The following is a 23,124-nucleotide window of genomic DNA, read 5'->3' as shown; positions in this document are numbered from 1 at the left end:
ACGTAATAAAAAAGGCAGAAAATTTCTGCCTTTTTTGTTAGCTGAAACTGAAAGCCTGTATTTATTTACAGGTATTATCGCGGATATTGCGCTAATAAAGTTTTTAACCGATCGGCCATCAATCCTGCACGCCAGCCGCTAATTAATTCAGGCAGCGCAGGCAGAGTTTTCAATTTCCAGTGCCAGTTTAATAACTGATTAATCTGTCGGCGCGATGCCAGTAATTCCGCACTCAGCCCTTTCGCTTCACTGACGCCCTGCACCAGGGTTTTGATCTCCTTGAAAGCCTTACGATAACCGGGCATATCAATCAGATTCAGCAGCGGCTCCGGCAACGATTCTTCAGGCAAAGCCTGGGCCTGAGCAACCAGTGCGAGCAAGGTTTTACCATGGAAACGGATTTCGCTGCCGGACAAACCGATGCTGTCCAGCTCACCCATGCTGCCCGGCATATAGCGCGCGACGGCCCACAGATTCTCTTCACGCACCACAAAGTTCACCGCGAGATCGCGTTCACGTGCTTTACGCAGACGCCAGTCAGCCAGCAGACGCAGGCAGGCCAGTTGGCGCGTGCGCAACTGCCAGGCATTACTGATTTCACGCCAGGCATCTTCAGGCGCGAGTATCTCCTGCCGGCGCTGCATCATCAGGCGGCACTCATCCAGGGCGGCCTCCAGCCAGCCTGCCTGCGCGGTTTCAGCCATTAACTTATGGGCGATAGGTAACAGATACCAGACATCTGCCGCCGCATAATCGCACTGACGCTCGGTCAACGGGCGCGCCAGCCAGTCGGTGCGGGATTCGCTTTTATCAATCGCGAGACCGGTAAACTCTTCCACCATCGAGGCAAAACCCCAGGAGAGCGCGCGACCGCAGAACGCCGCCAGGATCTGAGTATCAATCATCGGTTGCGGCAGCATGCCGAAAGCATTGAGGAAGACCTCAAGATCTTCACTCCCTGCATGCAGGAATTTGGTGACGCGGGTATCGCTCAAGAGCGTGCGAAAGGCGGTCCAGTCGGTGATAGCCAGCGGATCGATTAAGGCAAGTTGCTCACCGTCAAACAACTGGATCAATCCAAGCTGAGGATAATAGGTACGGGTGCGGACAAATTCAGTATCCAGGGCAACGGCATCTTTTGTGCCCGCGACTTCACATAGTGCTGCCAGGGCCTCGTTCGTGGTGATCATCTGGTAATTCAAATCATTTTCTCTTCAGTTTGCGCCCATAAAAAACGCCGGATTAACCGGCGTTCAGGCGACTCACGCATAGCTCAGACTTTATTGTCCACTTTGGCGCGGGCTTCGTCACGCAATTCTCGTCGTAAAATTTTACCCACGTTCGATTTTGGCAGTTCGGTTCGGAACTCGACCTTTTTTGGCACCTTATAACCGGTGAGCTGACGTCGACAGAAAGCAATCAGCGCCTCTTCTGTTAGCGCCGGGTCTTTTTTCACCACGAAAATTTTGACCAACTCACCGCTGTTTTCCGAAGGGACGCCCACGGCAGCCACTTCCTGTACACCCGCATGTTGCATCACCACATCTTCAATTTCATTGGGGTAGACATTGAAGCCGGAGACCAGAATCATGTCTTTTTTGCGATCGACAATGCGCATAAAGCCTTCGTCATCAATAACCGCAATATCGCCGGTGTATAACCAGCCATCTTTGATGATTTCATCCGTCGCATCCGGGCGCTGCCAGTAGCCCAGCATCACCTGGGGCCCCTTCACGCACAATTCGCCAGGCGCGCCATGTTCAACTTCGTTGCCTTCGTCATCCACCAGTTTTACATCGGTTGAGGGTACCGGCAGACCAATACTGCCACTGTGATAATCGATATCATGCGGGTTCACGCTAACCAGCGGTGAGCATTCAGTTAAACCATACCCTTCCAGTAAATACTGTCCGGTCAGTTTGACCCAACGTTCAGCCACCGCCTGCTGGACCGGCATCCCGCCTCCCGCTGAGAGATGCAGAGAGGAGAAGTCCAGCTTGCGGAAATCTTCGTTATTGAGCAACGCATTAAACAGCGTATTTACGCCGGTCATTGCGGTGAACGGATATTTTGCCAGCTCTTTCACCAGCCCTGGAATATCGCGTGGGTTGGTGATCAGTAAGTTCTGACCGCCCAGCTCAATAAACAACAGGCAGTTCATGGTCAGGGCAAAGATGTGGTACAGCGGCAGCGCGGTGACCACCAGCTCGGTGCCCCGGTGCAGCAACGGGCCGTAAGTGGCATTCACCTGCTCAAGGTTCGCCAGCATATTGCGGTGGGTTAACATCGCCCCTTTGGCGACGCCGGTCGTGCCGCCGGTGTATTGCAGGAAAGCCAGGTCGTCAGTCGCCACCTCTGGCTTCACATATTGCTGCCGGTAACCCGCTTGCAAAGCACGCCGAAACGAGATGGCATCCGGCAGATGGTATTTCGGCACCAGACGTTTCACGTATTTGACGACAAAGTTCACCAGCGTGCCTTTCGCCGGGGAGAGTTGATCGCCCATGCGGGTCAGGATCACATGGCGAACCTGCGTCTTATCGACCACTTTTTCCAGGGTGTGGGCAAAGTTTGAGACAATCACGATGGCTGCTGCACCGCTGTCATTTAACTGATGCTCAAGCTCACGCGGGGTATACAGTGGGTTCACGTTCACCACGACCATACCTGCACGCAAAATACCAAAAAGAGCAACCGGGTACTGTAAGAGGTTTGGCATCATCAGGGCCACGCGATCGCCCTTTTTAAGCCCCAGACTTTGCTGGAGATAGGCCGCGAAGGCCCGGCTACGCTCTTCGAGTTTGCGGAAGGTCATCACCTCCCCCATGTTCACGAAAGCAGGCTGGTCAGCATAGCGCGCCGCGGAGTGTTCAAAGAGTTCAACCAGGGATTGATAACGATCGGGATTGATTTCCGCAGGCACATCGGCGGGATAACGGTTTAGCCAAACCTTCTTCAATGCATCACCTCTAAAATGGATATTTGACGTCATCTCAACCCCGTTTAATAAACAAGTCGTTAACATAATATTAACTCAGCGTACCAGTTTATTAATTGTCCAAATTGAAGGTTGCGAAGCGCGTCACTAATTATTTTTCTTATTGTCATTTCAATAAAGAAACAGCGGACCAGCCGCTGTTTGATTGACCAGGCAGAACGGAGAACTACTCCGTTACAATGCTTTGCTCATAAGCAGGACCCGGGTTATACCAGCCCCAACCGCCGTAACCATGGCGCCACGGATGTGGCCCCATCATCCAGGGGTCCATCGGCACAGGAGGTAAAACCACCTGTTTGGCAATGTGCCAGCGTTTATACCCTTCGGCATTCACGACCAGAAACTTATAGGGCGCACCGCCCACCTGACCATCGTAAACGCCGGTAATCGGCCCGACCACGGTCACCAGCTGATTCTGGAAATCCACCGGATCGATGAATCCGTTAACTTCCGCCAGAATACGGCCAACTGACGTGCGGCCCAGGATAGGTCGTGCACCGCTGTCCAGCGGCACCGCGGCGATTTCCAGACGCGTTTTGCCTTTCTGATTAATAACCTTGACCACCTTGCCACCAAAGCGCGATTCCTGGCCGACATAAAGCTGGGGCGCATTCATCACCCGCACCAGATCTTCCTGCGGCGTTGGACTGCTGCCTTTGATGGCGTCAGGTACGGAGACACACCCACTTAATGCCACAGCGACGATGCCTGCTAACAGCCAGCGACTAACCCTTTTTTGATTCGCCATGATGCGACTCCTTACACTCAGTTTGTACTACTGAGATTCATTCGCGGCCTGGAAGTTTCTTCCACGCCACTTCGTTTCGCAAATAAACAGGTTCGGACTGTTCCACGGCAACGGTTCGTCCTTCAGCAAGCAGTTGCAGTGCGATGGGCAGCATATCCTGTGCAGCGGGAAGCTCAATCTTTCCGTCGGTCAGCGTCAGGCCGCTGCTGATGCCCATTTCCGGCCAGGCTTTCCAGCCGGTCCCCACAGTGGCCCATGCACCATCAAGCTGTGCCAGACGGTGTTCTACGGCTTCGGGTTTGAGCACGGCTTCGGTCTCTTCACCGTGCCAGATACCTTTTTCATCACGCTGGTACTCGGCCCAGTAGACCTCGCCCATGCGCGCATCAATCGCCGCCAGCACGCGGGTCGCGCCAGTCTGACGCCATGCACCTTGTGCCATGGTAACCAGCGTCGAAACGCCGATCATGGGAAGATCTGCCCCTAAGGCCAGTCCTTGAGCGATGCCGATGCCGATGCGTACGCCGGTAAAACTGCCCGGACCACGGCCAAACGCCAGCGCATCCAGTTCCGCCAGCGCTACGCCGCCTTCGGTGAGGACGTCGTTAACCAGTGGCAAGATACGTTGGGTATGTTCGCGAGGGCAAAGTTCGAAGTGAGCAAAGGTTGCTCCGTTGTCATGCAGTGCAACGGAGCAGGCTTCGGTGGCGGTATCAATAGCCAGAATTCGCATGGGTATTCGCAGTCCCGGTAAAACAAAATGGCGCGCATCTTAACACAGTCTACGGCAAATTACTCCGCTTCGCCCGCCGCCAGGAATGCGACTGCGCGTTGAATATCCCGGGTACGGGGAGCAGGCGGCAGGCTGGACAAAAAGACCGCGCCGTAGGGGCGCATCACCAGACGGTTGTCGCAGATCACCAGCACACCGCGATCGTCTACGTCACGAATCAATCGCCCTACGCCCTGTTTGAGGGTAATGACCGCATCCGGTAGCTGGACCTCATCGAACGGGTCGCCACCGCGAAGGCGGCAATCTTCCATTCGCGCTTTCAATAGCGGATCGTCAGGCGAGGTAAACGGCAGTTTATCGATAATGACCAACGATAACGTATCGCCACGGACATCCACCCCTTCCCAAAAACTGCTGGTCGCCACCAGCAGCGCGTTGCCCGCACTGACAAACTGTTGGAGCAATTGACCTTTACTGGTTTCGCCCTGAAGCAACACGGGAAGCGTCATCGTCGCACGGAACGCTTCAGCAAGGCCACGCATCATGGCGTGGGACGTGCAGAGCATAAAGCAACGCCCGTTGTTGGCTTCAATAATCGGTTTCAGCATGGCGGCCAGATGACGCGCGGCACCGGGTTGATTGGTCTGTGGGAGGTTACGCGGTACGCAAAGTAAGGTCTGGCGCGCGTAGTCAAAGGGGCTCGGTAGCAACAGGGATTCGGCCTCATCGATTCCAAGCCGGGCGGTGAAGTGGTGAAGATCGTCATTCACCGAGAGCGTGGCGGAGGTAAATATCCAGCTGCCTTTTTTGGTCGCCATGACCTCCTGGAATTTATCGGAGACCGAGAGCGGCGTCAGTGCCAGGGTGAAGTGCCGCGAGGTACATTCATACCAGTAGCTGTAACCTGGCTGGTTGTAATCTTTCAGCCGTTTAAGCCGCGCACGGTAGACAGTGGCCCGCTCAAAGGCAGCATCCAGTAACGCGGATCGCCCGAGAGACAATTTTGCCACGTCGTAACAGAGTTCGAGGGCGTCATCGAGCAGCAGCAACGCGCGCTGGATATGCGCGTCGGCCAGCAGTTCGCGTAAATTGCCACGATACCCCGGTTCACCCAGCTGCAGGCGAAAGTCCTGCGTGCTCTGTGCAAGCCTGTCCGCACATTTTTGCAACTGTTGGGTGTCTTTGAGCTCAGTGCGGTAGGCAATGGTGAAATCTTTTGCCAGATCGAGCAACTGCCTGCTGGAGAGCGACTGGCCAAAGTACTGGCTGGCAATGTCAGGGAGCTGGTGGGCTTCATCGAAAATCATGACTTCGGCTTCCGGAATAAGCTCGCCAAAACCGCTCTCTTTAACCACCATATCGGCAAGAAACAGATGGTGGTTAACCACCACCACGTCAGCATCCATCGCCTTTTTACGCGCTTTCACCACGAAACAGTCTTTGTACATCGGGCAATCACTGCCCAGACAGTTATCGTTGGTACTGGTAACCAGCGGCCAGGCGGCAGAATCTTCCGCTACGCTCGCGCAGGTGCTGATATCGCCATCAAGGGTATTATTGGACCAGGAACGCAACATGACCACGTCGCTCAGCGTCTGCACCGGCAAGTCCCCGCCCGCCAGAACCTGCTGTTCCAGTCGTTCAATACACAGGTAGTTTGAACGCCCTTTAAGCAACGCGGTGCGGCCCGTAAAGGCGAGCGCTTTCGCAACGGTAGGCAGATCGCGACTATAGAGCTGATCCTGTAAGGCTTTGGACCCGGTCGAGATGATCACTTTTTTCCCGGCGCGTAACGCAGGTGCCAGGTAGGCATAGGTTTTCCCCGTACCGGTTCCCGCCTCGACCACTAACGGTTGCGTTCGCGAAATCGCCTCGCTAACGGCATGGGCCATCTGGCGCTGCGGTTCACGCGGCTTGAAACCCGGTATCGCTTTGGCCAACTGACCGTCTGTTGCAAAATCGTCCGTCACACTGCCCCCACACTGGATAAATCGCCAGCGATTATGTCAGGGCATTGGGTTTTGCGCCAGTCTGTGGCAGTCTTGCCCGCATTCAAAAGAAAAACCCAGAGGAAGATGTATGACCATTACCCGCATTGATGCCGACGCCCGCATGTCTGACGCTGTTATCCATAATCACACGCTCTACTATACTGGCGTGCCGGAAAACCTGGACGCAGACGCCTTTGAGCAAACCGCCAATACCCTGGCGCAAATCGACGCCGTGCTGGCTAAACAGGGCAGCGACAAGACCCGCATTCTGGACGTCACTATTTTTCTGGTCGATAAGCAGGATTTCGCGGCGATGAACAAAGCCTGGGATGCGTGGGTTGTCCCCGGACAAGCGCCCGTACGCTGTACCGTTCAGGCGGGTCTGATGAATCCGAAGTATAAAGTTGAAATTAAGATTGTGGCCGCAGTCTGAGAGCGCATCGCCCGGCGCGTGTCCCGCGCCGGGATTTATGCCAGATCCAGAAAATCGTCGTGTTCAAGGTAATGGTTAAGCGCGCGGATGATTTCATCGTCGCTGGCGTGCGGCTTTTGCTGGATAGCTAATTCCACGACCGACTGAAAATGTTCCCCCATACAGGCGAAGTGGGGGTAATGCCCGTTTGACGTTACCGCCTCTTCGTCATCGCTGCCAGCCACATAGAGCACATCGCCCGCCTTAAGCAGCCCGTCGTGCGTGGAATAGAGATCGTAATAAAGCGTTTTCCCCTGCCCGGCTTTCACACAGGCAATCAGCGCGTCAATGCCAAGCGCCCTGTTCAGCCGCAGGGTTTCCAGCGCCGGTCCTGCTGGCTCAAACTGCACCGTTGCCCCGGTAGCCTGTAGCTCTCGCTCCAGTGGGCGCAAACGCAGGCGAAAATCCTCACCCACACAGATTGGCAGGTTGGCGACAAAGCTCAGCGCATCGGCAAGGGGTAAATTCAGCGTTTTTCTGAGAACCTGAACCACCTTAAGTTTTTGCGGGCCGATGTCGGTGATGAGCAGGCGCCCTGCCTGCCAGTCCTCCGGGTCCACATCCGGCGTGTTCTCTTCATCGATATCACGCGTCTGCCACGTTTCCCGCAGCTCAAGCCAGAAAGCGCTGTCCGCTTCGGTGTGCGCGTCCAGTAACGCGAGCGCGGCTGTCTCATCGGCATGGCACAGCTGATTTAGCAGGCTTTGAAACGCCTGCAAATCAGGCGCGATGCGTTCAGCCTGCCAGCGGCCCGCACCGTGCGCGGCATAATAGACCGGGTAGCCCTGAGCCGCTTCGCCCAGATCGATAAAAAAGGGATCGTCCATGCCATTGAGGGCTATCAGATACCAGCCGGGCTGCCACATGCCAGGCGTGTCCGCCACCAGATTCTCCCCGGTGATGCCGTGCCAGCGATAACCGTTATGCCAGGCGTGCCACTGCTCTGGCTGCGGATAGTGGAAAGGAAGCATGAGGTCCCCCGGGACAACCGCCGCAGTGATAAACGCATAGATCGCATCAGGTATTGTCTCAGGCATCACATGTTCCATTCTCTACCCCTGGAAATTACTCGTCTTCAAAGCGCGCTACGATACGCTCACCCGTATGACTGGCGCGGATTTCCCTGGCGACAAGCGTGATGGCCTCGCCGCTGCTCATGCCTTGCGACATCAATTCCTGAATACGCTCGACGGCTTTTTGCTGCTGGTCGTGACTGAGGGAAGGTAAACCTGCAAACATGGGTAACTCCTGCTAAATTATTGGCGCTAATTATTTCATGCGCCGTGGCTATGCGCCAGCGTTGGCGTTAAGAGCCGGGAACAATGAACCAAACAACACCCGCCATGATGGCACTGCCCTGGCAGCCAGATGCTGCCGAACACTATTTTTCCACCCTCCAGCATTTGCCATGGTCAATGATGCTCCACTCCGGCCATGCTGATCATGCCTATAACCGCTTTGATATTCTGGTGGCTGAGCCATGTGCGACGCTGGTCACCACGGGGGAATGTACCGTCATTCGGGATAACCAGGGAGAGCGGCGTTCTACACACGATCCCCTTGTTCTGCTCCAGCAATGCATTGATCAAGCAAAGATAAAGCCAGCGATAAGCGAGACCTTGCCCTTCCAGGGCGGAGCGCTCGGGCTTTTTGGCTACGATCTGGGTCGTCGCTTCGAAAAACTCCCCCAACAGGCGGAAAATGATATTGCGCTCCCGGACATGGCGGTGGGCATTTACGACTGGGCGCTGATCGTTGACCACCATTTGCAGCAGGTAACCCTACTGAGTTACGGGGACATTGACGCGCGCCTCGCCTGGCTTTCGCAGCAAACCCCGCCCGCCGTTCCGCCTTTTCGCCTGACGACGTCGTGGCAGTCTAATATGACCCGCGAAAGCTATGGTGAAAAATTCCGTCAGGTACAAGCGTGGCTGCAGAGCGGTGACTGTTATCAGGTCAATCTGGCCCAGCGTTTTCAGGCCCGCTATCAGGGCGATGAATGGCAGGCGTTTGTGCATCTGAATCACGCCAATCGCGCACCCTTTAGTGCGTTCATTCGGCTGGATGACGGTGCAATATTAAGCCTGTCGCCGGAACGTTTTATTCAGATTTCCGCAGACGTCATTCAGACCCGGCCGATAAAAGGCACGTTGCCGCGCCATCAGGATCCTCAAGAAGATGCGCGACAGGCTGAAAAACTGGCGGCTTCGCCCAAAGATCGCGCGGAGAACGTCATGATTGTCGACTTAATGCGCAACGATATTGGCCGGGTCGCTGTGCCGGGGAGCGTGCGTGTGCCTGAGCTATTTGTCGTTGAGCCTTTCCCTGCCGTGCATCACCTGGTCAGTACCGTGACCGCGACCTTGCCCACGACGCTCCATGCCAGTGATGTGCTCCGCGCCGCGTTTCCGGGTGGTTCGATCACCGGCGCGCCAAAAATCCGGGCGATGGAAATCATTGATGCGCTGGAGCCCCAGCGGCGAAACGCCTGGTGCGGCAGCATCGGTTACCTCAGCTTTTGCGGCAATATGGATACCAGCATTACTATCCGCACGTTGACCGCCTGGCAGGGCCAGCTCTACTGTTCAGCTGGAGGTGGCATTGTGGCCGACAGTGAGGAAGAGGCGGAATATCAGGAAACCTTTGATAAAGTTAATCGTATCTTGCAGCAACTGGAGAAGTGAAAAACATGACGCAGCCTGTTCTGACGTTGGACGATTTTTTATCCCGCTTTCAACTTTTGCGCCCGCAGTTAAAGCCCAGCGTCGCCAATACGCGCCAGGCGGCCGTGCTGGTGCCCGTGGTTCGTCGCGAGCAGCCAGGCCTGCTGTTAACCCAGCGTTCACCGTTCTTGCGTAAGCATGCCGGCCAGGTGGCTTTCCCCGGCGGTGCAGTCGATGGCACTGATGCTTCTCTCATCGCCGCCGCCCTGCGTGAAGCGCAGGAAGAAGTCGCCATTCCGCCTGAGGTCGTTGAAGTCATTGGCGTTCTGCCTCCGGTCGATAGCGTGACCGGCTTTCGTGTCACCCCGGTAGTTGGCATCATCCCACCGGATTTGCATTACCACGCCAGTGAAGATGAAGTGGCCTCTGTCTTTGAAATGCCGCTGGCCGAAGCCCTGCGTCTGGGGCGCTATCATCCTCTGGATATCCACCGTCACGGCAATGCGCATCGGGTGTGGCTCTCCTGGTATCAGCATTACTTTGTCTGGGGCATGACGGCGGGCATTATTCGTGAGCTGTCACTGCAAATTGGTGACCGGCCTTGACTATACTTCAATCAAAGCATTCGTGAGTTGAATGCTTTCAGCCGCCAGACATGAGAAAAATCGGGCTCAGGCATTAGTTTAATTCATGTGAATAGTTCAACCGTGAAATTACTTCCCTCTTACACTATGCGCAGTTATTACATCGTTGCCGGAACCCCGGCAACCCTGTCAGGAGTGTTAATGTGATTAGTATATTCGACATGTTTAAAGTGGGAATTGGACCTTCCTCCTCCCACACTGTTGGCCCGATGAAGGCCGGAAAACAGTTCGTCGATGACCTGGTCGAAAAGGGATTGCTGGAGCGCGTTACCCGCGTTGCGGTGGACGTTTATGGTTCACTGTCGTTAACGGGTAAAGGCCACCACACCGATATCGCCATTATTATGGGCCTTGCGGGCAATGAGCCAGCCACTGTGGACATCGACGCGATTCCTGCGTTCATCCGTGATGTGGAAACGCGGGGTCGACTGCTGCTGGCGTCCGGTCGTCAGGAAGTGGATTTCCCGCCAAACGACGGCATGCGCTTCCACAGCGATAACCTACCGCTGCATGAAAATGCCATGAGTATTCATGCATGGAGCGGCGAAAAAGAGATCTACAGCAAAACCTATTATTCCATCGGCGGCGGCTTTATCGTCGATGAAGAACACTTTGGTAAAGAGACCGTTGCCAGCGTTAACGTGCCCTATCCGTTTAAGTCTGCCAGCGAAATGCTCGGCTATTGTCAGCAGACCGGCCTTTCGTTGTCCGGCATGGTCATGCAAAACGAACTGGCGCTTCATAGCAAACAAGAGATTGAAGACTATTTCGGTCACGTCTGGGCAACCATGCGCGCCTGTATCGACCGTGGCATGAACACGGAAGGCGTGTTGCCGGGTCCACTGCGTGTGCCGCGCCGTGCTTCTGCCCTGCGCCGTATGCTGGTGTCCAGTGATAAGCTCTCAAGCGATCCGATGAACGTGATCGACTGGGTGAACATGTTTGCACTGGCGGTCAACGAAGAAAACGCAGCCGGAGGGCGTGTGGTCACCGCGCCGACAAACGGGGCATGTGGCATCGTTCCGGCAGTGCTGGCCTATTATGACCACTTTATCGAGTCCGTGAGTCCGGATATCTACATCCGTTACTTCCTTGCGGCGGGTGCCATTGGCGCACTCTACAAAATGAATGCGTCCATTTCTGGTGCCGAAGTGGGCTGCCAGGGTGAAGTGGGCGTCGCCTGCTCGATGGCGGCGGCAGGTCTGGCCGAGCTTCTGGGTGCAAGCCCGGAGCAGGTGTGCGTGGCCGCTGAAATCGGAATGGAACACAATCTGGGGCTGACGTGCGACCCGGTTGCCGGTCAGGTTCAGGTTCCCTGCATTGAACGTAACGCTATCGCCTCCGTGAAGGCCATCAATGCCTCCCGTATGGCCCTGCGTCGTACCAGCGCACCTCGCGTATCGCTCGATAAAGTGATCGAAACCATGTACGAGACGGGCAAAGATATGAATGCGAAGTACCGCGAAACCTCTCGTGGCGGCCTTGCCATCAAGGTTCAGTGCGACTAATACTTCTCTAAAGCCCTTCTGCAACGGAAGGGCTAATTTCTGCCTCTTTCTCCTCTATTTGCCATTTCCCCACTACACTTTCTTTGTTCTGGCGGTTATTCCAGGCCAGTGGCTACACGGGCGGTCACGGCATGCAAACAGCACAGCGGATCATTTCGGGCTATCGGCGAAAACGCATCATTCTCTGCGTGATGGTTGCTATTACCGTTTTTTTTACCACCCTGACCGTGCGATTTATTTTGGAGCGCAATTTAAATCAGGCCAAAATTGCGGCTTTCACCGCCCATGCTGTTCACTCTCTCGATAAATTACTTTTACCGCTTCAAAGTAAGCGCAGTGAGGTGATTCCACTGGTCGGTCAACCCTGCGCCAGTGCGCATCTCCTGTTGCGTAAGCAGGCCGCCAGTCTGCAAACCGTCAGGGCCATTGGGTTAATCAAGGAGGGCATGCTCTATTGTTCGAGCATTTTTGGTTATCGGGATGTCCCTATCGCTTCGCTCCAGCCTGCGCTGCCGTCCACCAAACCCCTGTTACTGCTGTCCACCGATCAATCGTTACTGAAAAATTCACCGGTGATGATTTTTTGGTACCCCACCACCCCTGACGGACAAAACGGTATCACTGAGGTCATCAATATTGACCTGTTGACGAACTTTACCCTTGAACCCGAACTACCGCTGATTAGCAGTGCGAGTCTGAGCGTCGGACAACGGCATCTGGTTTATGGCCAGGGGGTAGTCGATGCCCTCCCCGCGCTAAAGGATGAAGAACGTTACCAGCAATCTTCCGGCCATTTTCCTTTTACCGTGTCGGTCTTAAGCCCGGGTGCTACGCAACTGGCATTGCGTTACCTTCCCTCTCAGGTGCCGTTGGCGGTGATGCTCAGTTTGCTGGTGGGCTACATCTTCTGGCTGGCGACCGCGGGCCGAATGAGTTTTTCCTGGGAGATCAATCTGGGGCTCGCGGCACATGAGTTCGAACTCTTTTGCCAACCTCTGCTCGACGCCAACACGCAAAGTTGTGTCGGCGTGGAGATCCTGTTGCGCTGGAACAACCCGCGCCAGGGGTGGATTTCACCGGAAGTGTTTATCCCTATCGCTGAAGAACAGAACCTTATTGCCCCGCTCACCCGCTATGTAATGGCCGAAACACAGCGTCAGCTTGGACTCTTCCCTGCCGACAGTAAATTTCATATTGGCATCAATGTCGCGCCCAGCCACCTCCGCCACGGGCTTTTGCTGAAGGATTTGAATCACTATTGGTTTAATTCGCACCCCGTTCAGCAGTTGATCATCGAGCTGACCGAGCGCGATGCCTTACAAGATGTGGATTACCGGATAGTGCGCGAATTACACCGCAAGGGGGTAAAGATTGCGATTGATGATTTTGGTACCGGAAACAGTTCACTGTCGTGGCTCGAACGGCTCCATCCCGATGTGCTGAAAATCGACAAGTCTTTCACGACGGCAATTGGTACCGATGCGGTGAATTCCACGGTTACGGACATGATTATTGCGCTGGGGCAGCGCTTGCACATTGAACTGGTGGCGGAGGGGGTGGAGAACCCCCGTCAGGCGCAGCATTTACGCCAGCGGGGGGTACAAATATTGCAGGGCTTTTTGTACGCCAAGCCCATGCCAATTAAAGAGTTTCCACGCTGGCTGGCGGGGTGGACCTCGCCTCCCGCCAGCCGTAATAAACGGATGGTGCCGTTTATGCCGCTGTAGAATTACTCTTCTTCATCGTACAGCGGTCGCTCTTTAACAACACGCACCAGATCGATACGGTAATCGTTCGCTTCCACAACGGTTATCTGCAGCGGTTTGAGTTCCAGCACATCGCCCGGGCGAGGGATTTGACCATTGATTGCGATCACCAGACCGGCAACCGTTGCAATGTCTTCCTCTTCGTTGACCAGCGTGTCGAGTTGCAACGTATGTTGCAGAGCATGGAGGTCGGTCGCGCCCTTGACCAGCCAGCCGTCGCCATCGGCCACGATTTCAGGGGTTTCGTCGGCATCCGGGAACTCACCGGCAATCGCTTCAAGCACGTCAAGCGGGGTCACCAGACCCTGAACCACACCAAATTCATTGGTCACGATAACGAAGCTACCACGGGCGCGGCGCAACACGGCGAGAAGCTTGATTGGGTCCAGCGTCTCCGGGACCACAATAGCAGGTGACATTGCCGCGATAGAGGCCACGTCCCCACCTTCTTCCAGCGCCACCAGCATCTCTTTAGCGCGAACGATACCAATCACTTCATCCAGCTCACCACGGCACACCGGGAACAAGCTATGCGGAGAGGAGAGCAATTGCTGTCGAATTTCATCCACGCCCAGATTGGCATCCACCCAACTGATTTCACCGCGCGGCGTCATGATGCTGCGCAGCGAACGGGAAGCCAGGGTCAGTACACCGTTGATCATATACCGCTCTTCGTCAGCAAACGCACCTTCAGGTACCGGCACCGCCGCCGGGCTTTCCGCATCCTGTGGCTGGTTTGTTTGACGCTTACCGCCCATCAACCGCAGGATGGCGTCCGCAGTACGCGCACGCAGCGGCACCGCCGACTGATGGCGAATGAAGTTGCGACGCGCAATCTGGTTAAACAGTTCGATAATGATGGAGAAACCAATCGCCGCGTACAGGTAACCTTTCGGAATATGGAAACCAAATCCTTCGGCCACCAGGCTCAGACCGATCATCAACAGGAAGCTCAGACAAAGCACCACAACGGTAGGATGTTGGTTTACAAAACGGGTCAACGGTTTTGAAGCCAGCAGCATCACGGCCATTGCAATCACTACTGCGGCCATCATTACCGGCAGATGGTTCACCATACCGACCGCGGTAATCACCGCGTCAAGGGAGAACACCGCATCAAGAATAACGATCTGGACAACCACCACCCAGAAACTGGCATAGCCTTTTCCTTGCCCGCCTTCAAGCTGACGGTTTTCGAGCCGCTCATGCAGTTCCGTCGTGGCTTTGAACAGCAGGAAGATACCGCCGAACAGCATGATCAAATCACGCCCTGAGAAGGTGAAGTCCCAGACGGTGAAGAGCGGTTGGGTCAGCGTCACCATCCAGGAGATCAATGACAGCAGCCCCAGACGCATGACCAGTGCCAACGACAGGCCGATCAGGCGTGCTTTATCTCGCTGTTTTGGCGGTAATTTATCGGCAAGAATGGCGATAAACACCAGGTTATCAATACCAAGAACAATTTCCAGAACGACAAGCGTCAACAGGCCCGCCCAGATTGAGGGGTCCATTAAGAATTCCATGGCAAGCTCCTGCTCAAAACAAGGCCAGACAGCGCGCACGAGCGCACAGGCATGATGACATTAAAAGGGGTCGGAGAACGGAAAGGGTTGGCAATGGGTTGCCAGAGGGTGAACTGACGTCGGTGACGGTCCATACGGTGGGCTACTGCCCTATACTCCTGAAATATTAAACGGAATGTAAACATATCAGAGAGACTTTACCTTTGGCAAAGATTTACCTGAATTTGCATTTTAAAGATATTTTTCGCTTCGAAATTTCTGAAATGCTTAAGGTAAATTACGGATCTTCATCACATAAATTATTTTTTCACTATCTAAAATAAATCCCGGAAGTCTTAGTTTTTCCTCCCTGCCCCGCATCTGAATCGATTCGGTGAACAGCGAGGTTCTCAACACACATGTTGCAAGTGTGTTAACGACAAAAACGAAGGAGGTAGCAAGTGACCATTGCTATTGTGATAGGCACACATGGTTGGGCTGCGGAGCAGTTACTCAAAACCGCTGAAATGTTATTAGGCGAGCAAGAGAACGTAGGCTGGATCGATTTCGTTCCCGGTGAGAATGCCGAGACGCTTATCGAGAAGTACAACGCACAACTGGCGAAACTCGACATCCATCAGGGCGTACTTTTTCTTGTTGATACCTGGGGCGGTAGCCCGTTCAACGCAGCAAGCCGTATTGTTGTCGACAAAGAACAGCATGAAGTGATTGCCGGGGTAAACATCCCAATGCTAGTCGAAACTTTAATGGCGCGTGATGATAACCCAACGTTTGACGAACTCGTGGCTGTTGCAGTGGAAACGGGTCGGGAAGGTGTCAAAGCGTTGAAAGCCGCACCGGTGGTTAAAGCCGCGCCCGCTGCTGCGCCTAAAGTATCTGTCCCTGCTAAGCCCATGGGGCCGAATGATTACATGACCATCGGCCTTGCGCGTATTGATGACCGCCTGATTCATGGGCAAGTCGCCACGCGCTGGACAAAAGAAACAAACGTGACGCGTATTATTGTCGTCAGCGACGAAGTGGCTGCCGATAACGTGCGTAAAACGCTCCTCACTCAGGTTGCGCCGCCGGGGGTGACGGCGCATGTGGTGGATGTCGCCAAGATGGTCCGTGTTTATAACAACCCGAAATATGCGGGTGAACGTGTCATGTTGCTGTTTACTAATCCGACAGACGTTGAACGCGTCGTTGAGGGTGGCGTGAAGGTTACGTCGGTGAATATTGGTGGTATGGCTTTCCGGCAGGGGAAAACGCAGGTTAATAACGCTATCTCCGTAGACGAGAAAGATATCGAAGCCTTCAAAAAACTTAATGCCCGCGGTATTGAGCTTGAGGCCCGTAAGGTTTCTACCGATCAGAAGCTGAAAATGATGGATTTAATCGGCAAGGTGGCGAAGTAATCACCCCGTTGATTGACTCGGTTTCACACTTACGTTTGTTTTAGCATAGGAGAAGTACAATGGAGATTACCACTCTTCAGATTGTGCTGGTGTTCGTTGTAGCCTGTATTGCCGGTATGGAGTCGGTGCTTGATGAGTTCCAGTTTCACCGTCCGTTAGTGGCCTGTACGCTGGTGGGTATCGTTCTGGGTGATATGAAAACCGGGATCATCATCGGTGGTACGCTGGAAATGATCGCCCTTGGCTGGATGAACATTGGGGCCGCCGTTGCTCCGGATGCCGCGCTGGCTTCCATCATCTCAACCGTGCTGGTCATCGCCGGGCATCAAAGCATTGGTGCGGGTATCGCGCTGGCGATTCCACTGGCCGCCGCCGGTCAGGTTCTGACCATTATCGTACGTACCATCACCGTAGCTTTCCAACATGCGGCAGACAAAGCAGCAGATAGCGGAAACCTGACGGCGCTATCCTGGATCCATGTCTCTTCACTTTTCCTGCAGGCAATGCGTATCGCTATTCCGGCAGTCATTGTTGCTATTTCGGTCGGCACCAGTGAAGTCCAGGGTCTGTTAAATGCCATTCCTGAAGTGGTCACCAGTGGTCTGAATATCGCCGGGGGGATGATCGTTGTGGTTGGTTATGCAATGGTCATTAACATGATGCGCGCAGGCTATCTGATGCCGTTCTTCTACCTTGGTTTCGTGACCGCCGCCTTCACCAACTTCAACCTGGTGGCATTAGGCGTTATCGGCGCGGTAATGGCTATCCTCTACATCCAGCTTAGCCCGAAATACAACCGCTCAGCCGCCCCTGCGCAGGCTGCAAGTTCCAACGATCTTGATAACGAACTGGACTAACAGGTGAACGACATGGTTGATATGACTAAAACTACCCCTGAGAAAAAACTGACTCCGGGTGACATTCGTGGCGTGTTCATCCGTTCTAACCTGTTCCAGGGTTCATGGAACTTCGAACGTATGCAGGCGCTGGGTTTCTGCTTCTCAATGGTGCCGGCAATAAAACGCCTTTATCCGGAGAATAACGAAGCGCGACGTCAGGCGATAAAGCGCCATCTGGAATTTTTTAACACTCACCCTTATGTGGCCGCACCGGTGCTGGGTGTCACGCTGGCGATGGAAGAGCAACGTGCTAACGGGGCAGAGATTGACGACGGTGCGATTAACGGTATCAAAGTTGGTCTGATGGGGCCGCTGGCTGGCGTAGGTGACCCGATTTTCTGGGGAACGGTCCGTCCGGTATTCGCTGCGCTCGGTGCCGGGATCGCCATGAGCGGTAGCCTGCTCGGTCCATTACTGTTCTTCGTGCTGTTTAACCTGGTCCGTCTGGCTACACGCTATTACGGCGTCGCCTACGGTTACCGTAAAGGTATCGATATCGTTAAAGATATGGGCGGCGGTTTCCTGCAGAAACTGACGGAGGGTGCGTCAATCCTCGGCCTGTTTGTGATGGGGGCACTGGTAAACAAATGGACGCACGTTAACATCCCGCTGGTTGTTTCACGTATCACTGACCAGACGGGCAAAGAAAATGTTACCACCGTGCAGACCATTCTTGACCAGCTTATGCCGGGCCTGGTGCCGTTGCTACTGACCTTCGCCTGTATGTGGTTACTGCGTAAGAAAGTGAACCCATTGTGGATTATCGTGGGCTTCTTCGTCATCGGTATTGCCGGTTACGCCGTGGGTCTGTTAGGTCTGTAATCTGTTGTGCTATAACCGGGGCCAGGCCCCGGTTTTTTTATTTTCAGGAGACGCAATGACGCTTACGGACAGCATTGTGGTGATGTTCATCACCGCCCTTCTGGCTTACGCCCTCTATGATGAGTGGGTTCTGCCCCGGCGCAAGGGTAAAGCCCTTTTGACCCTTCCCCTGCTGCGGCGCAGCCGCGTGGACGCCTCCATCTTTGTCGGCCTGTTGATCATTCTTATTTATAACAATGTGGTAAATGGCGGAACACTCTTAACCACATGGTTATTAAGTGCGCTATCGTTGCTCGCAATATACCTGTTCTGGATCCGGGTGCCTAAAATCATCTTTAAAGCACAAGGTTTTTACTATTCCAGCGTCTGGATTGAATATAACCGCATTAAAGAAATGAATTTATCGGAAGACGGAGTGCTAGTGATGCAATTAGAGCATCAGCGCCTGCTTGTGCGCGTCAAAAATATTGATGATCTTGAGAAGATATATAAATTTCTCGTTAAAAATTAGTCAGATAAAGATAACCGCATTAACGGTATCCGTATATTTATTAAGCACACTTATAGCCATTGCTATAATATCCCCGTGAAAAAACAGTTAAATTTTTTAACGTTAATTTTACTCGAATTGCTAAATGAAAATCGTTATCAACAAGTAAACGGGGTTATAAATTTCTGTTGTTGTTTTATATTCTAAAAATATGTTAAGGTTGCGCCCGTCGTTGGGGAGTAGCCGATTACTGTTATTACAGAAATGTACGTGTCAACATACTCGTTGCAAAACGTGGCACGTACGGACTGACATCATTCAGTCAGGCGAGACCATAGACACATCAACTGCTTTTTACTGGGGGCAGTGGTGTGTTATATGGAATTCCCGGTCAGGACGCTCGCATGAATTTATCCGCCACACTCCTCCTCGCCTTCGGCATGTCGATGGATGCTTTTGCCGCTTCGATTGGCAAAGGTGCGACACTGCACAAGCCTAAGTTCTCTGAAGCACTGCGCACGGGTCTCATTTTTGGCGTGATTGAAACACTGACTCCCCTGCTTGGCTGGGGAATGGGCATGCTGGCCAGTCAGTTCGTGCTGGAGTGGAACCACTGGATAGCGTTCGTCTTATTGGTCTTCCTCGGAGGAAGAATGGTGCTGGAAGGGTTTCGTGGCGAAAGCGATAGTGCTGCCGAAGCTCCCTGCCGCCACGGTTTCTGGTTACTGGTCACGACCGCAATAGCCACCAGCCTGGACGCGATGGCCGTCGGCGTTGGGCTTGCTTTTCTTCAGGTCAATATCCTCACCACTGCACTGGCTATCGGCTGTGCCACTCTGATCATGTCAACGCTGGGTATAATGATAGGACGTTTTATCGGCCCACTGTTAGGCAAGCGCGCCGAAATTCTTGGCGGTATCGTGCTGATTGGTATTGGCGTACAGATCCTCTGGAGCCATTTCGCCCCTTAATCTCTACGACGCAGACAGTGCAGTGTGAAATCGGTCTGACAACGGAACAACGCTGTATTCTCCAGTTGCGCCCACACTTCCGGTTTGGCCCGCCATGCAAATGGTGTCATTTGCAATAATGCCACCGCTTCCTTACCGGTCAGGCTCATATCATAGGCAAGTGACTGCTGTTCGATAACCTCAAATCCCTCGATTTCCCCTGCATCAGGCGCATGCAACATGGCTTCTTTGTAGATTAACCCCTTGAGCTCCAACAGATGGCGCGGACCCGGTGCGGCGGTAATGACGATGCCACCGGGTTTCACCACTCTCATCAACTCTTCAGCCTTGCAGGGCGCATAAATTCGCACCACCGCATCAATGCTGTTTGTTTCGAAGGGAAGTCGGTGGCTGGAGGCTACGCAGAACATGGCTTGTGGATAGCGTTTGGCAGCAGCACGGATTGCTACCTTCGACACGTCCAGTCCCAGCGTTTGCGCCCCCTTACGGTCTGCCACCCCGGCAAACGCATGGGTGTAGTACCCTTCTCCACATCCAATATCCAGCAGCGCATCGGCCGCCGAGGGCAAACGGGCATCAAGTTTTGCCGTTATAGCATCACGAAGCGGCTGGTAGTGCCCTGCATCAAGGAAAGCGCGGCGTGCCTGCATCATTTCAGCGCTGTCACCCGGATCGCGTGAACGCTTATGCTGCACGGGCAGTAAATTGACGTACCCTTCTTTCGCAATATCAAACTGGTGGCGATTGTTGCAGGAAAAACTGCGTTCTGAACGACTCAACGGCGAGTGACAAAGCGGGCAACTGAAGGGCATAACAACTCCGGGACTAAACAAAGGGCGAAAGTGTACCGCCATTCTTCACGCCGGGGAATGCGAAGCAGAAATTAAAAAGCCCCGCACAGGTGCGAGGCTTTCCGCTGACATTGATACGCCAAAGGCGCTTCAAGACCAGTGGTTTTGAAATTAGATGGCTGTTACGTTTACAGCAGCCGGGCCTTTCTGGCCGTCCTGAATTTCAAACTCAACGTTCTGACCTTCAGCCAGAGTTTTGAAGCCATTACCCTGGATTGCAGAGAAGTGTACGAACACGTCTTTGCTGCCGTCAGCAGGAGTAATGAAACCGAAGCCTTTAGACTCGTTGAACCACTTAACTTGACCTTTAATCTTTGCCATTTGCAATATTCCTTAATGTATATACTTCGCCCGCAGGCATTAACTGAGATAAAACTGAGACATTACTGCTTGAGGCACTAATATAAGGTTCGGCAGAGAAGCGGTATTCAACGAAAACGTGTTTACTCAGGACTTCTTTACTGAAAATGCCACACATAAACAGAACTGTACCTCGTTTGACCCAAAACGTGTTATCACACACTACGTTTAATATGGCAAGCCATTTTTAAACATGTCTGGATCCGTCGCACAATTTCCAGGGATATCTACACAAGGTGTGCACATTTTAACAATGCCATTAACCTTTTGTGAAGCGAAGGATACAAACGTTAAGTGTACAAAAAACACGTAATAACCATAGCTTAAGCCGCTCCGTTCGTCTACGTAAGCACTTAAAATTATTCAAATATAGCGTATATCATCCTTGTCATTTAAGTGCTGCTTTATCATTAACCCGTAATGAGTTAACTCTGATCTTAGCAATTTTAGTGACTATGCATTTGCTCAGGTTGACTATCGAATAATTGTTGTGCAATTAATCCTTTGATGCACCAAAATAATGAAACCTTGATGACAGTGCCTCAAAAAAAGGCAATAAAAACGTTTCGATAAAATTAAAACTCTTAATTATTAGAAATAATAAAATAGTATCAATCAGCATGCCCGGCATCAGGGAGTGTTAAATATTGACCAATCCTGAGGGGCAGAAAATTTGAGAACCCGCTCACCGTTTCGTTTAACGCTTCTTGTAATTCACATACTGGCTCGTCCAATGATTCATCTGCCAGTTCAAATACGCCCCAGTGGATAGGAAAGGCAAGTGGTTTATCCAGCTGCTCCCATAGCTTAACAGCCTGCTGAGGATCCATATGATTGGTCGCCATAAACCAGCGGGGAGCGTAAGCACCGATGGGCAAAGCCGCCACATCAATGTTCCCGAGACGCGCCGGTATTTGCAGTAACTCGGGGGTATATCCGGTATCTCCCGGAAACCAGAACCGCCAGTCGCGACGTTCAATCACCCACCCGCACCATAATGATGCATTGCGGTCCCAGAAGGTCCGCATGCTCCAGTGTTGCGCAGGTACGGCGGTATAAACCACGCCCTGGCGCGTCACACTTTGCCACCAGTCGAGTTCAATGACATCACGTGCGCCGCGCTGACGAAGCCATCGCTTAAGTCCTAACGGTGCGAAAAACGTGATATCGGGGAACCGCGCAAGCAACAGGCGAATGCTTTTGTCATCAAGGTGATCGTAGTGATTGTGCGAGATAACAACGGCATCGACTGCGGGTAAATCGGCAATCGAAAGCGCGATGGGCGTGCGCCTCTCTGGTCCTGCAAAAGAAAGCGGTGAGGCGCGCCGGGAGAAGACCGGGTCCGTCAGGATATATTGATTTTGTAGGCGTAACAGGATAGTGGAATGGCCCAGCCACCATAATTTATTTTCTGAACCTGATACGTCTATCTCGGCAGGCTGCCACCAGGTCGCAATGAAGTGTTCATAGCCACCCGCAGGGGGCAAGGGAAGACCAGCGGCTTTACGCTCCTTCCTCCAGCGCTTAACCTCTCCGGGCTGGTGGCCACCGGGGCTCAGATTGGTAAAACCTTCCGGGGAGTGATGGGAGAGCGAAGCATCAAACCAGGGATTTTTCCGTGTCATGCCCCACTCCCATTCTCATGTTTGATTCTTAACGTTCAGCGACTAAACGAATGAATTCGTCATCTTTACCTTTGGCCGCAGCCTGTTCCACGGGCGCCTCTTTTTCTGGCTCGTTGGCTTCACACAAACGACGCAGCAGCGCATTTTGACGTTTTTGTTGATCCAGCAATGCTTCAAGCAACTCAATTTGTTCGTTTGTACGTGAGCTGGCACGGTTGATAAAGAACCACAGCGCCAGCCCTACCAGTAACACCACCACAGAAACAATCAATGACGCAAAATTGAGTGCGCCAGACGTTATCATTTCGTTCATTTCACCACCTCTACCAAAACGCAGTATTCTATCACCGGCGGTCAGGAAGGAAATCGCTTACAGGAAAAAAGCGGCTACCAGGGGATGAATTTATTGACGACGCAGATGCCGCTGAAAAATTGCACATCATCGTCACACATCACATTTAGCATTTGAGTCCAGAGCAGCAGGCAGATTGCCAACACGGCAACCAGCAACAGCCATCTATATTTTCTCACTCCACTCTCCGATACATCACTGAATGCAATCACCTTAGCACGCTAACTTTAAACCGCGACTAACTGTAGCTGCTTTCGGGATTTTTAGGAATGCTCAACTTGCAGCCCATAAGCATTAGCGTAGCCTGT

The 23,124-nt window shown here is 53.2% G+C and carries 23 protein-coding genes, 1 pseudogene and 1 riboswitch; of the genes and pseudogenes, 10 read left to right on the top strand and 14 right to left on the bottom strand.

The features are described from left to right. Positions 1-74: 74 nt before the first annotated feature. From rnd to yoaA, 5 genes are all read right to left on the bottom strand, one after another. Entirely contained in the window at positions 75-1,202 is a 1,128-nt protein-coding gene (rnd, locus tag ACUY4Q_RS10250) for a ribonuclease D (RefSeq protein ID WP_458046912.1), read from the bottom strand. 71 nt (positions 1,203-1,273) lie between these two features. Continuing rightward, positions 1,274-2,959: a long-chain-fatty-acid--CoA ligase FadD gene (gene fadD / locus ACUY4Q_RS10245; RefSeq protein WP_458046911.1), complete on the bottom strand. Its 1,686-nt coding sequence runs from the start codon at positions 2,957-2,959 to the stop codon at positions 1,274-1,276. 205 nt (positions 2,960-3,164) lie between these two features. Beyond that, on the bottom strand, positions 3,165-3,746 hold the full coding sequence (locus ACUY4Q_RS10240; RefSeq protein WP_458046910.1) for a Slp family lipoprotein: 582 nt from the start codon (positions 3,744-3,746) through the stop codon (positions 3,165-3,167). 37 nt (positions 3,747-3,783) lie between these two features. Continuing rightward, positions 3,784-4,479 carry a tRNA (adenosine(37)-N6)-threonylcarbamoyltransferase complex dimerization subunit type 1 TsaB gene (tsaB, locus tag ACUY4Q_RS10235; protein WP_458046909.1) on the bottom strand — a complete coding sequence of 232 codons (696 nt, stop codon included), beginning with the start codon at positions 4,477-4,479 and terminating at the stop codon, positions 3,784-3,786. A 59-nt stretch (positions 4,480-4,538) separates the two neighbouring features. Continuing rightward, a complete protein-coding gene (gene yoaA, locus ACUY4Q_RS10230) occupies positions 4,539-6,449 on the bottom strand; it encodes a DNA repair helicase YoaA (protein WP_458046908.1) in 1,911 nt (636 codons plus the stop codon). A 109-nt stretch (positions 6,450-6,558) separates the two neighbouring features. Between yoaA and ACUY4Q_RS10225 the strand changes: the two genes are divergently transcribed. Then, on the top strand, positions 6,559-6,903 hold the full coding sequence (locus tag ACUY4Q_RS10225) for a RidA family protein (protein ID WP_458046907.1): 345 nt from the start codon (positions 6,559-6,561) through the stop codon (positions 6,901-6,903). A gap of 35 nt (positions 6,904-6,938) precedes the next feature. Here the strand turns inward: ACUY4Q_RS10225 and ACUY4Q_RS10220 are convergent, their stop codons facing one another. Further along, on the bottom strand, positions 6,939-7,979 hold the full coding sequence (locus ACUY4Q_RS10220) for an SMI1/KNR4 family protein (RefSeq protein ID WP_458046906.1): 1,041 nt from the start codon (positions 7,977-7,979) through the stop codon (positions 6,939-6,941). Between the two features lie 28 nt (positions 7,980-8,007). Continuing rightward, complete coding sequence (locus ACUY4Q_RS10215; protein WP_458046905.1) at positions 8,008-8,181, bottom strand: YoaH family protein; 174 nt, start codon at positions 8,179-8,181, stop codon at positions 8,008-8,010. Positions 8,182-8,264: 83 nt separating this feature from the next. Here ACUY4Q_RS10215 and pabB point away from each other — a divergent pair, with 83 nt between their 5' ends. From pabB to pdeD, 4 genes are all read left to right on the top strand, one after another. Continuing rightward, positions 8,265-9,626 (top strand): aminodeoxychorismate synthase component 1, encoded by a 1,362-nt coding sequence (gene pabB / locus ACUY4Q_RS10210; protein ID WP_458046904.1) that lies wholly within the window; start codon positions 8,265-8,267, stop codon positions 9,624-9,626. A gap of 5 nt (positions 9,627-9,631) precedes the next feature. Then, positions 9,632-10,210 carry a CoA pyrophosphatase gene (locus ACUY4Q_RS10205; RefSeq protein ID WP_458046903.1) on the top strand — a complete coding sequence of 193 codons (579 nt, stop codon included), beginning with the start codon at positions 9,632-9,634 and terminating at the stop codon, positions 10,208-10,210. Between the two features lie 182 nt (positions 10,211-10,392). Continuing rightward, a complete protein-coding gene (sdaA, locus tag ACUY4Q_RS10200) occupies positions 10,393-11,757 on the top strand; it encodes an L-serine ammonia-lyase (protein WP_458046902.1) in 1,365 nt (454 codons plus the stop codon). A gap of 131 nt (positions 11,758-11,888) precedes the next feature. Then, entirely contained in the window at positions 11,889-13,484 is a 1,596-nt protein-coding gene (gene pdeD, locus ACUY4Q_RS10195) for a cyclic di-3',5'-guanosine monophosphate phosphodiesterase PdeD (protein WP_458046901.1), read from the top strand. Between the two features lie 2 nt (positions 13,485-13,486). Here pdeD and yoaE read toward each other — a convergent pair whose 3' ends face one another. Next, a complete protein-coding gene (gene yoaE / locus ACUY4Q_RS10190; RefSeq protein WP_458046900.1) occupies positions 13,487-15,046 on the bottom strand; it encodes a CNNM family cation transport protein YoaE in 1,560 nt (519 codons plus the stop codon). Between the two features lie 440 nt (positions 15,047-15,486). Between yoaE and manX the strand changes: the two genes are divergently transcribed. The 5 genes from manX (at position 15,487) to mntP (ending at position 19,628) form a co-directional block, all read left to right on the top strand. Further along, entirely contained in the window at positions 15,487-16,446 is a 960-nt protein-coding gene (gene manX / locus ACUY4Q_RS10185) for a PTS mannose transporter subunit IIAB (protein ID WP_458046899.1), read from the top strand. Between the two features lie 59 nt (positions 16,447-16,505). Then, positions 16,506-17,303, top strand: a complete 798-nt coding sequence (locus ACUY4Q_RS10180) for a PTS mannose/fructose/sorbose transporter subunit IIC (RefSeq protein WP_458046898.1) — start codon at positions 16,506-16,508, stop codon at positions 17,301-17,303. Between the two features lie 12 nt (positions 17,304-17,315). Next, positions 17,316-18,167 (top strand): PTS mannose transporter subunit IID, encoded by an 852-nt coding sequence (locus tag ACUY4Q_RS10175; protein ID WP_458046897.1) that lies wholly within the window; start codon positions 17,316-17,318, stop codon positions 18,165-18,167. Between the two features lie 55 nt (positions 18,168-18,222). Then, positions 18,223-18,678 (top strand): DUF986 family protein, encoded by a 456-nt coding sequence (locus ACUY4Q_RS10170; RefSeq protein WP_458046896.1) that lies wholly within the window; start codon positions 18,223-18,225, stop codon positions 18,676-18,678. Between the two features lie 201 nt (positions 18,679-18,879). Beyond that, positions 18,880-19,059, top strand: a riboswitch (yybP-ykoY riboswitch). A gap of 2 nt (positions 19,060-19,061) precedes the next feature. Continuing rightward, positions 19,062-19,628 carry a manganese efflux pump MntP gene (mntP, locus tag ACUY4Q_RS10165; protein ID WP_458046895.1) on the top strand — a complete coding sequence of 189 codons (567 nt, stop codon included), beginning with the start codon at positions 19,062-19,064 and terminating at the stop codon, positions 19,626-19,628. Here mntP and rlmA read toward each other — a convergent pair. From rlmA to mgrB, 6 genes and pseudogenes are all read right to left on the bottom strand, one after another. Further along, positions 19,625-20,440 (bottom strand): 23S rRNA (guanine(745)-N(1))-methyltransferase, encoded by an 816-nt coding sequence (rlmA, locus tag ACUY4Q_RS10160; RefSeq protein WP_458046894.1) that lies wholly within the window; start codon positions 20,438-20,440, stop codon positions 19,625-19,627. The genes mntP and rlmA overlap by 4 nt on opposite strands. Before the next feature lie 150 nt (positions 20,441-20,590). Further along, positions 20,591-20,800 (bottom strand): transcription antiterminator/RNA stability regulator CspE, encoded by a 210-nt coding sequence (cspE, locus tag ACUY4Q_RS10155; RefSeq protein WP_001062678.1) that lies wholly within the window; start codon positions 20,798-20,800, stop codon positions 20,591-20,593. 12 nt (positions 20,801-20,812) lie between these two features. Beyond that, a pseudogene (locus ACUY4Q_RS10150) lies at positions 20,813-20,957 on the bottom strand (DUF2627 domain-containing protein). A 493-nt stretch (positions 20,958-21,450) separates the two neighbouring features. Then, positions 21,451-22,464, bottom strand: a complete 1,014-nt coding sequence (locus tag ACUY4Q_RS10145) for an MBL fold metallo-hydrolase (protein ID WP_458046893.1) — start codon at positions 22,462-22,464, stop codon at positions 21,451-21,453. A 28-nt stretch (positions 22,465-22,492) separates the two neighbouring features. Next, positions 22,493-22,777 carry a YebO family protein gene (locus tag ACUY4Q_RS10140; RefSeq protein WP_458046892.1) on the bottom strand — a complete coding sequence of 95 codons (285 nt, stop codon included), beginning with the start codon at positions 22,775-22,777 and terminating at the stop codon, positions 22,493-22,495. A gap of 74 nt (positions 22,778-22,851) precedes the next feature. Beyond that, the gene (gene mgrB, locus ACUY4Q_RS10135; protein WP_458046891.1) at positions 22,852-22,995 is read right to left on the bottom strand and encodes a PhoP/PhoQ regulatory lipoprotein MgrB; all 144 of its coding nucleotides are present in this window, start codon (positions 22,993-22,995) and stop codon (positions 22,852-22,854) included. Positions 22,996-23,124 lie beyond the last annotated feature (129 nt).

This window comes from Phytobacter cepae (assembly GCF_054165735.1).
This window is presented reverse-complemented; position numbering and strand designations above follow the sequence as displayed.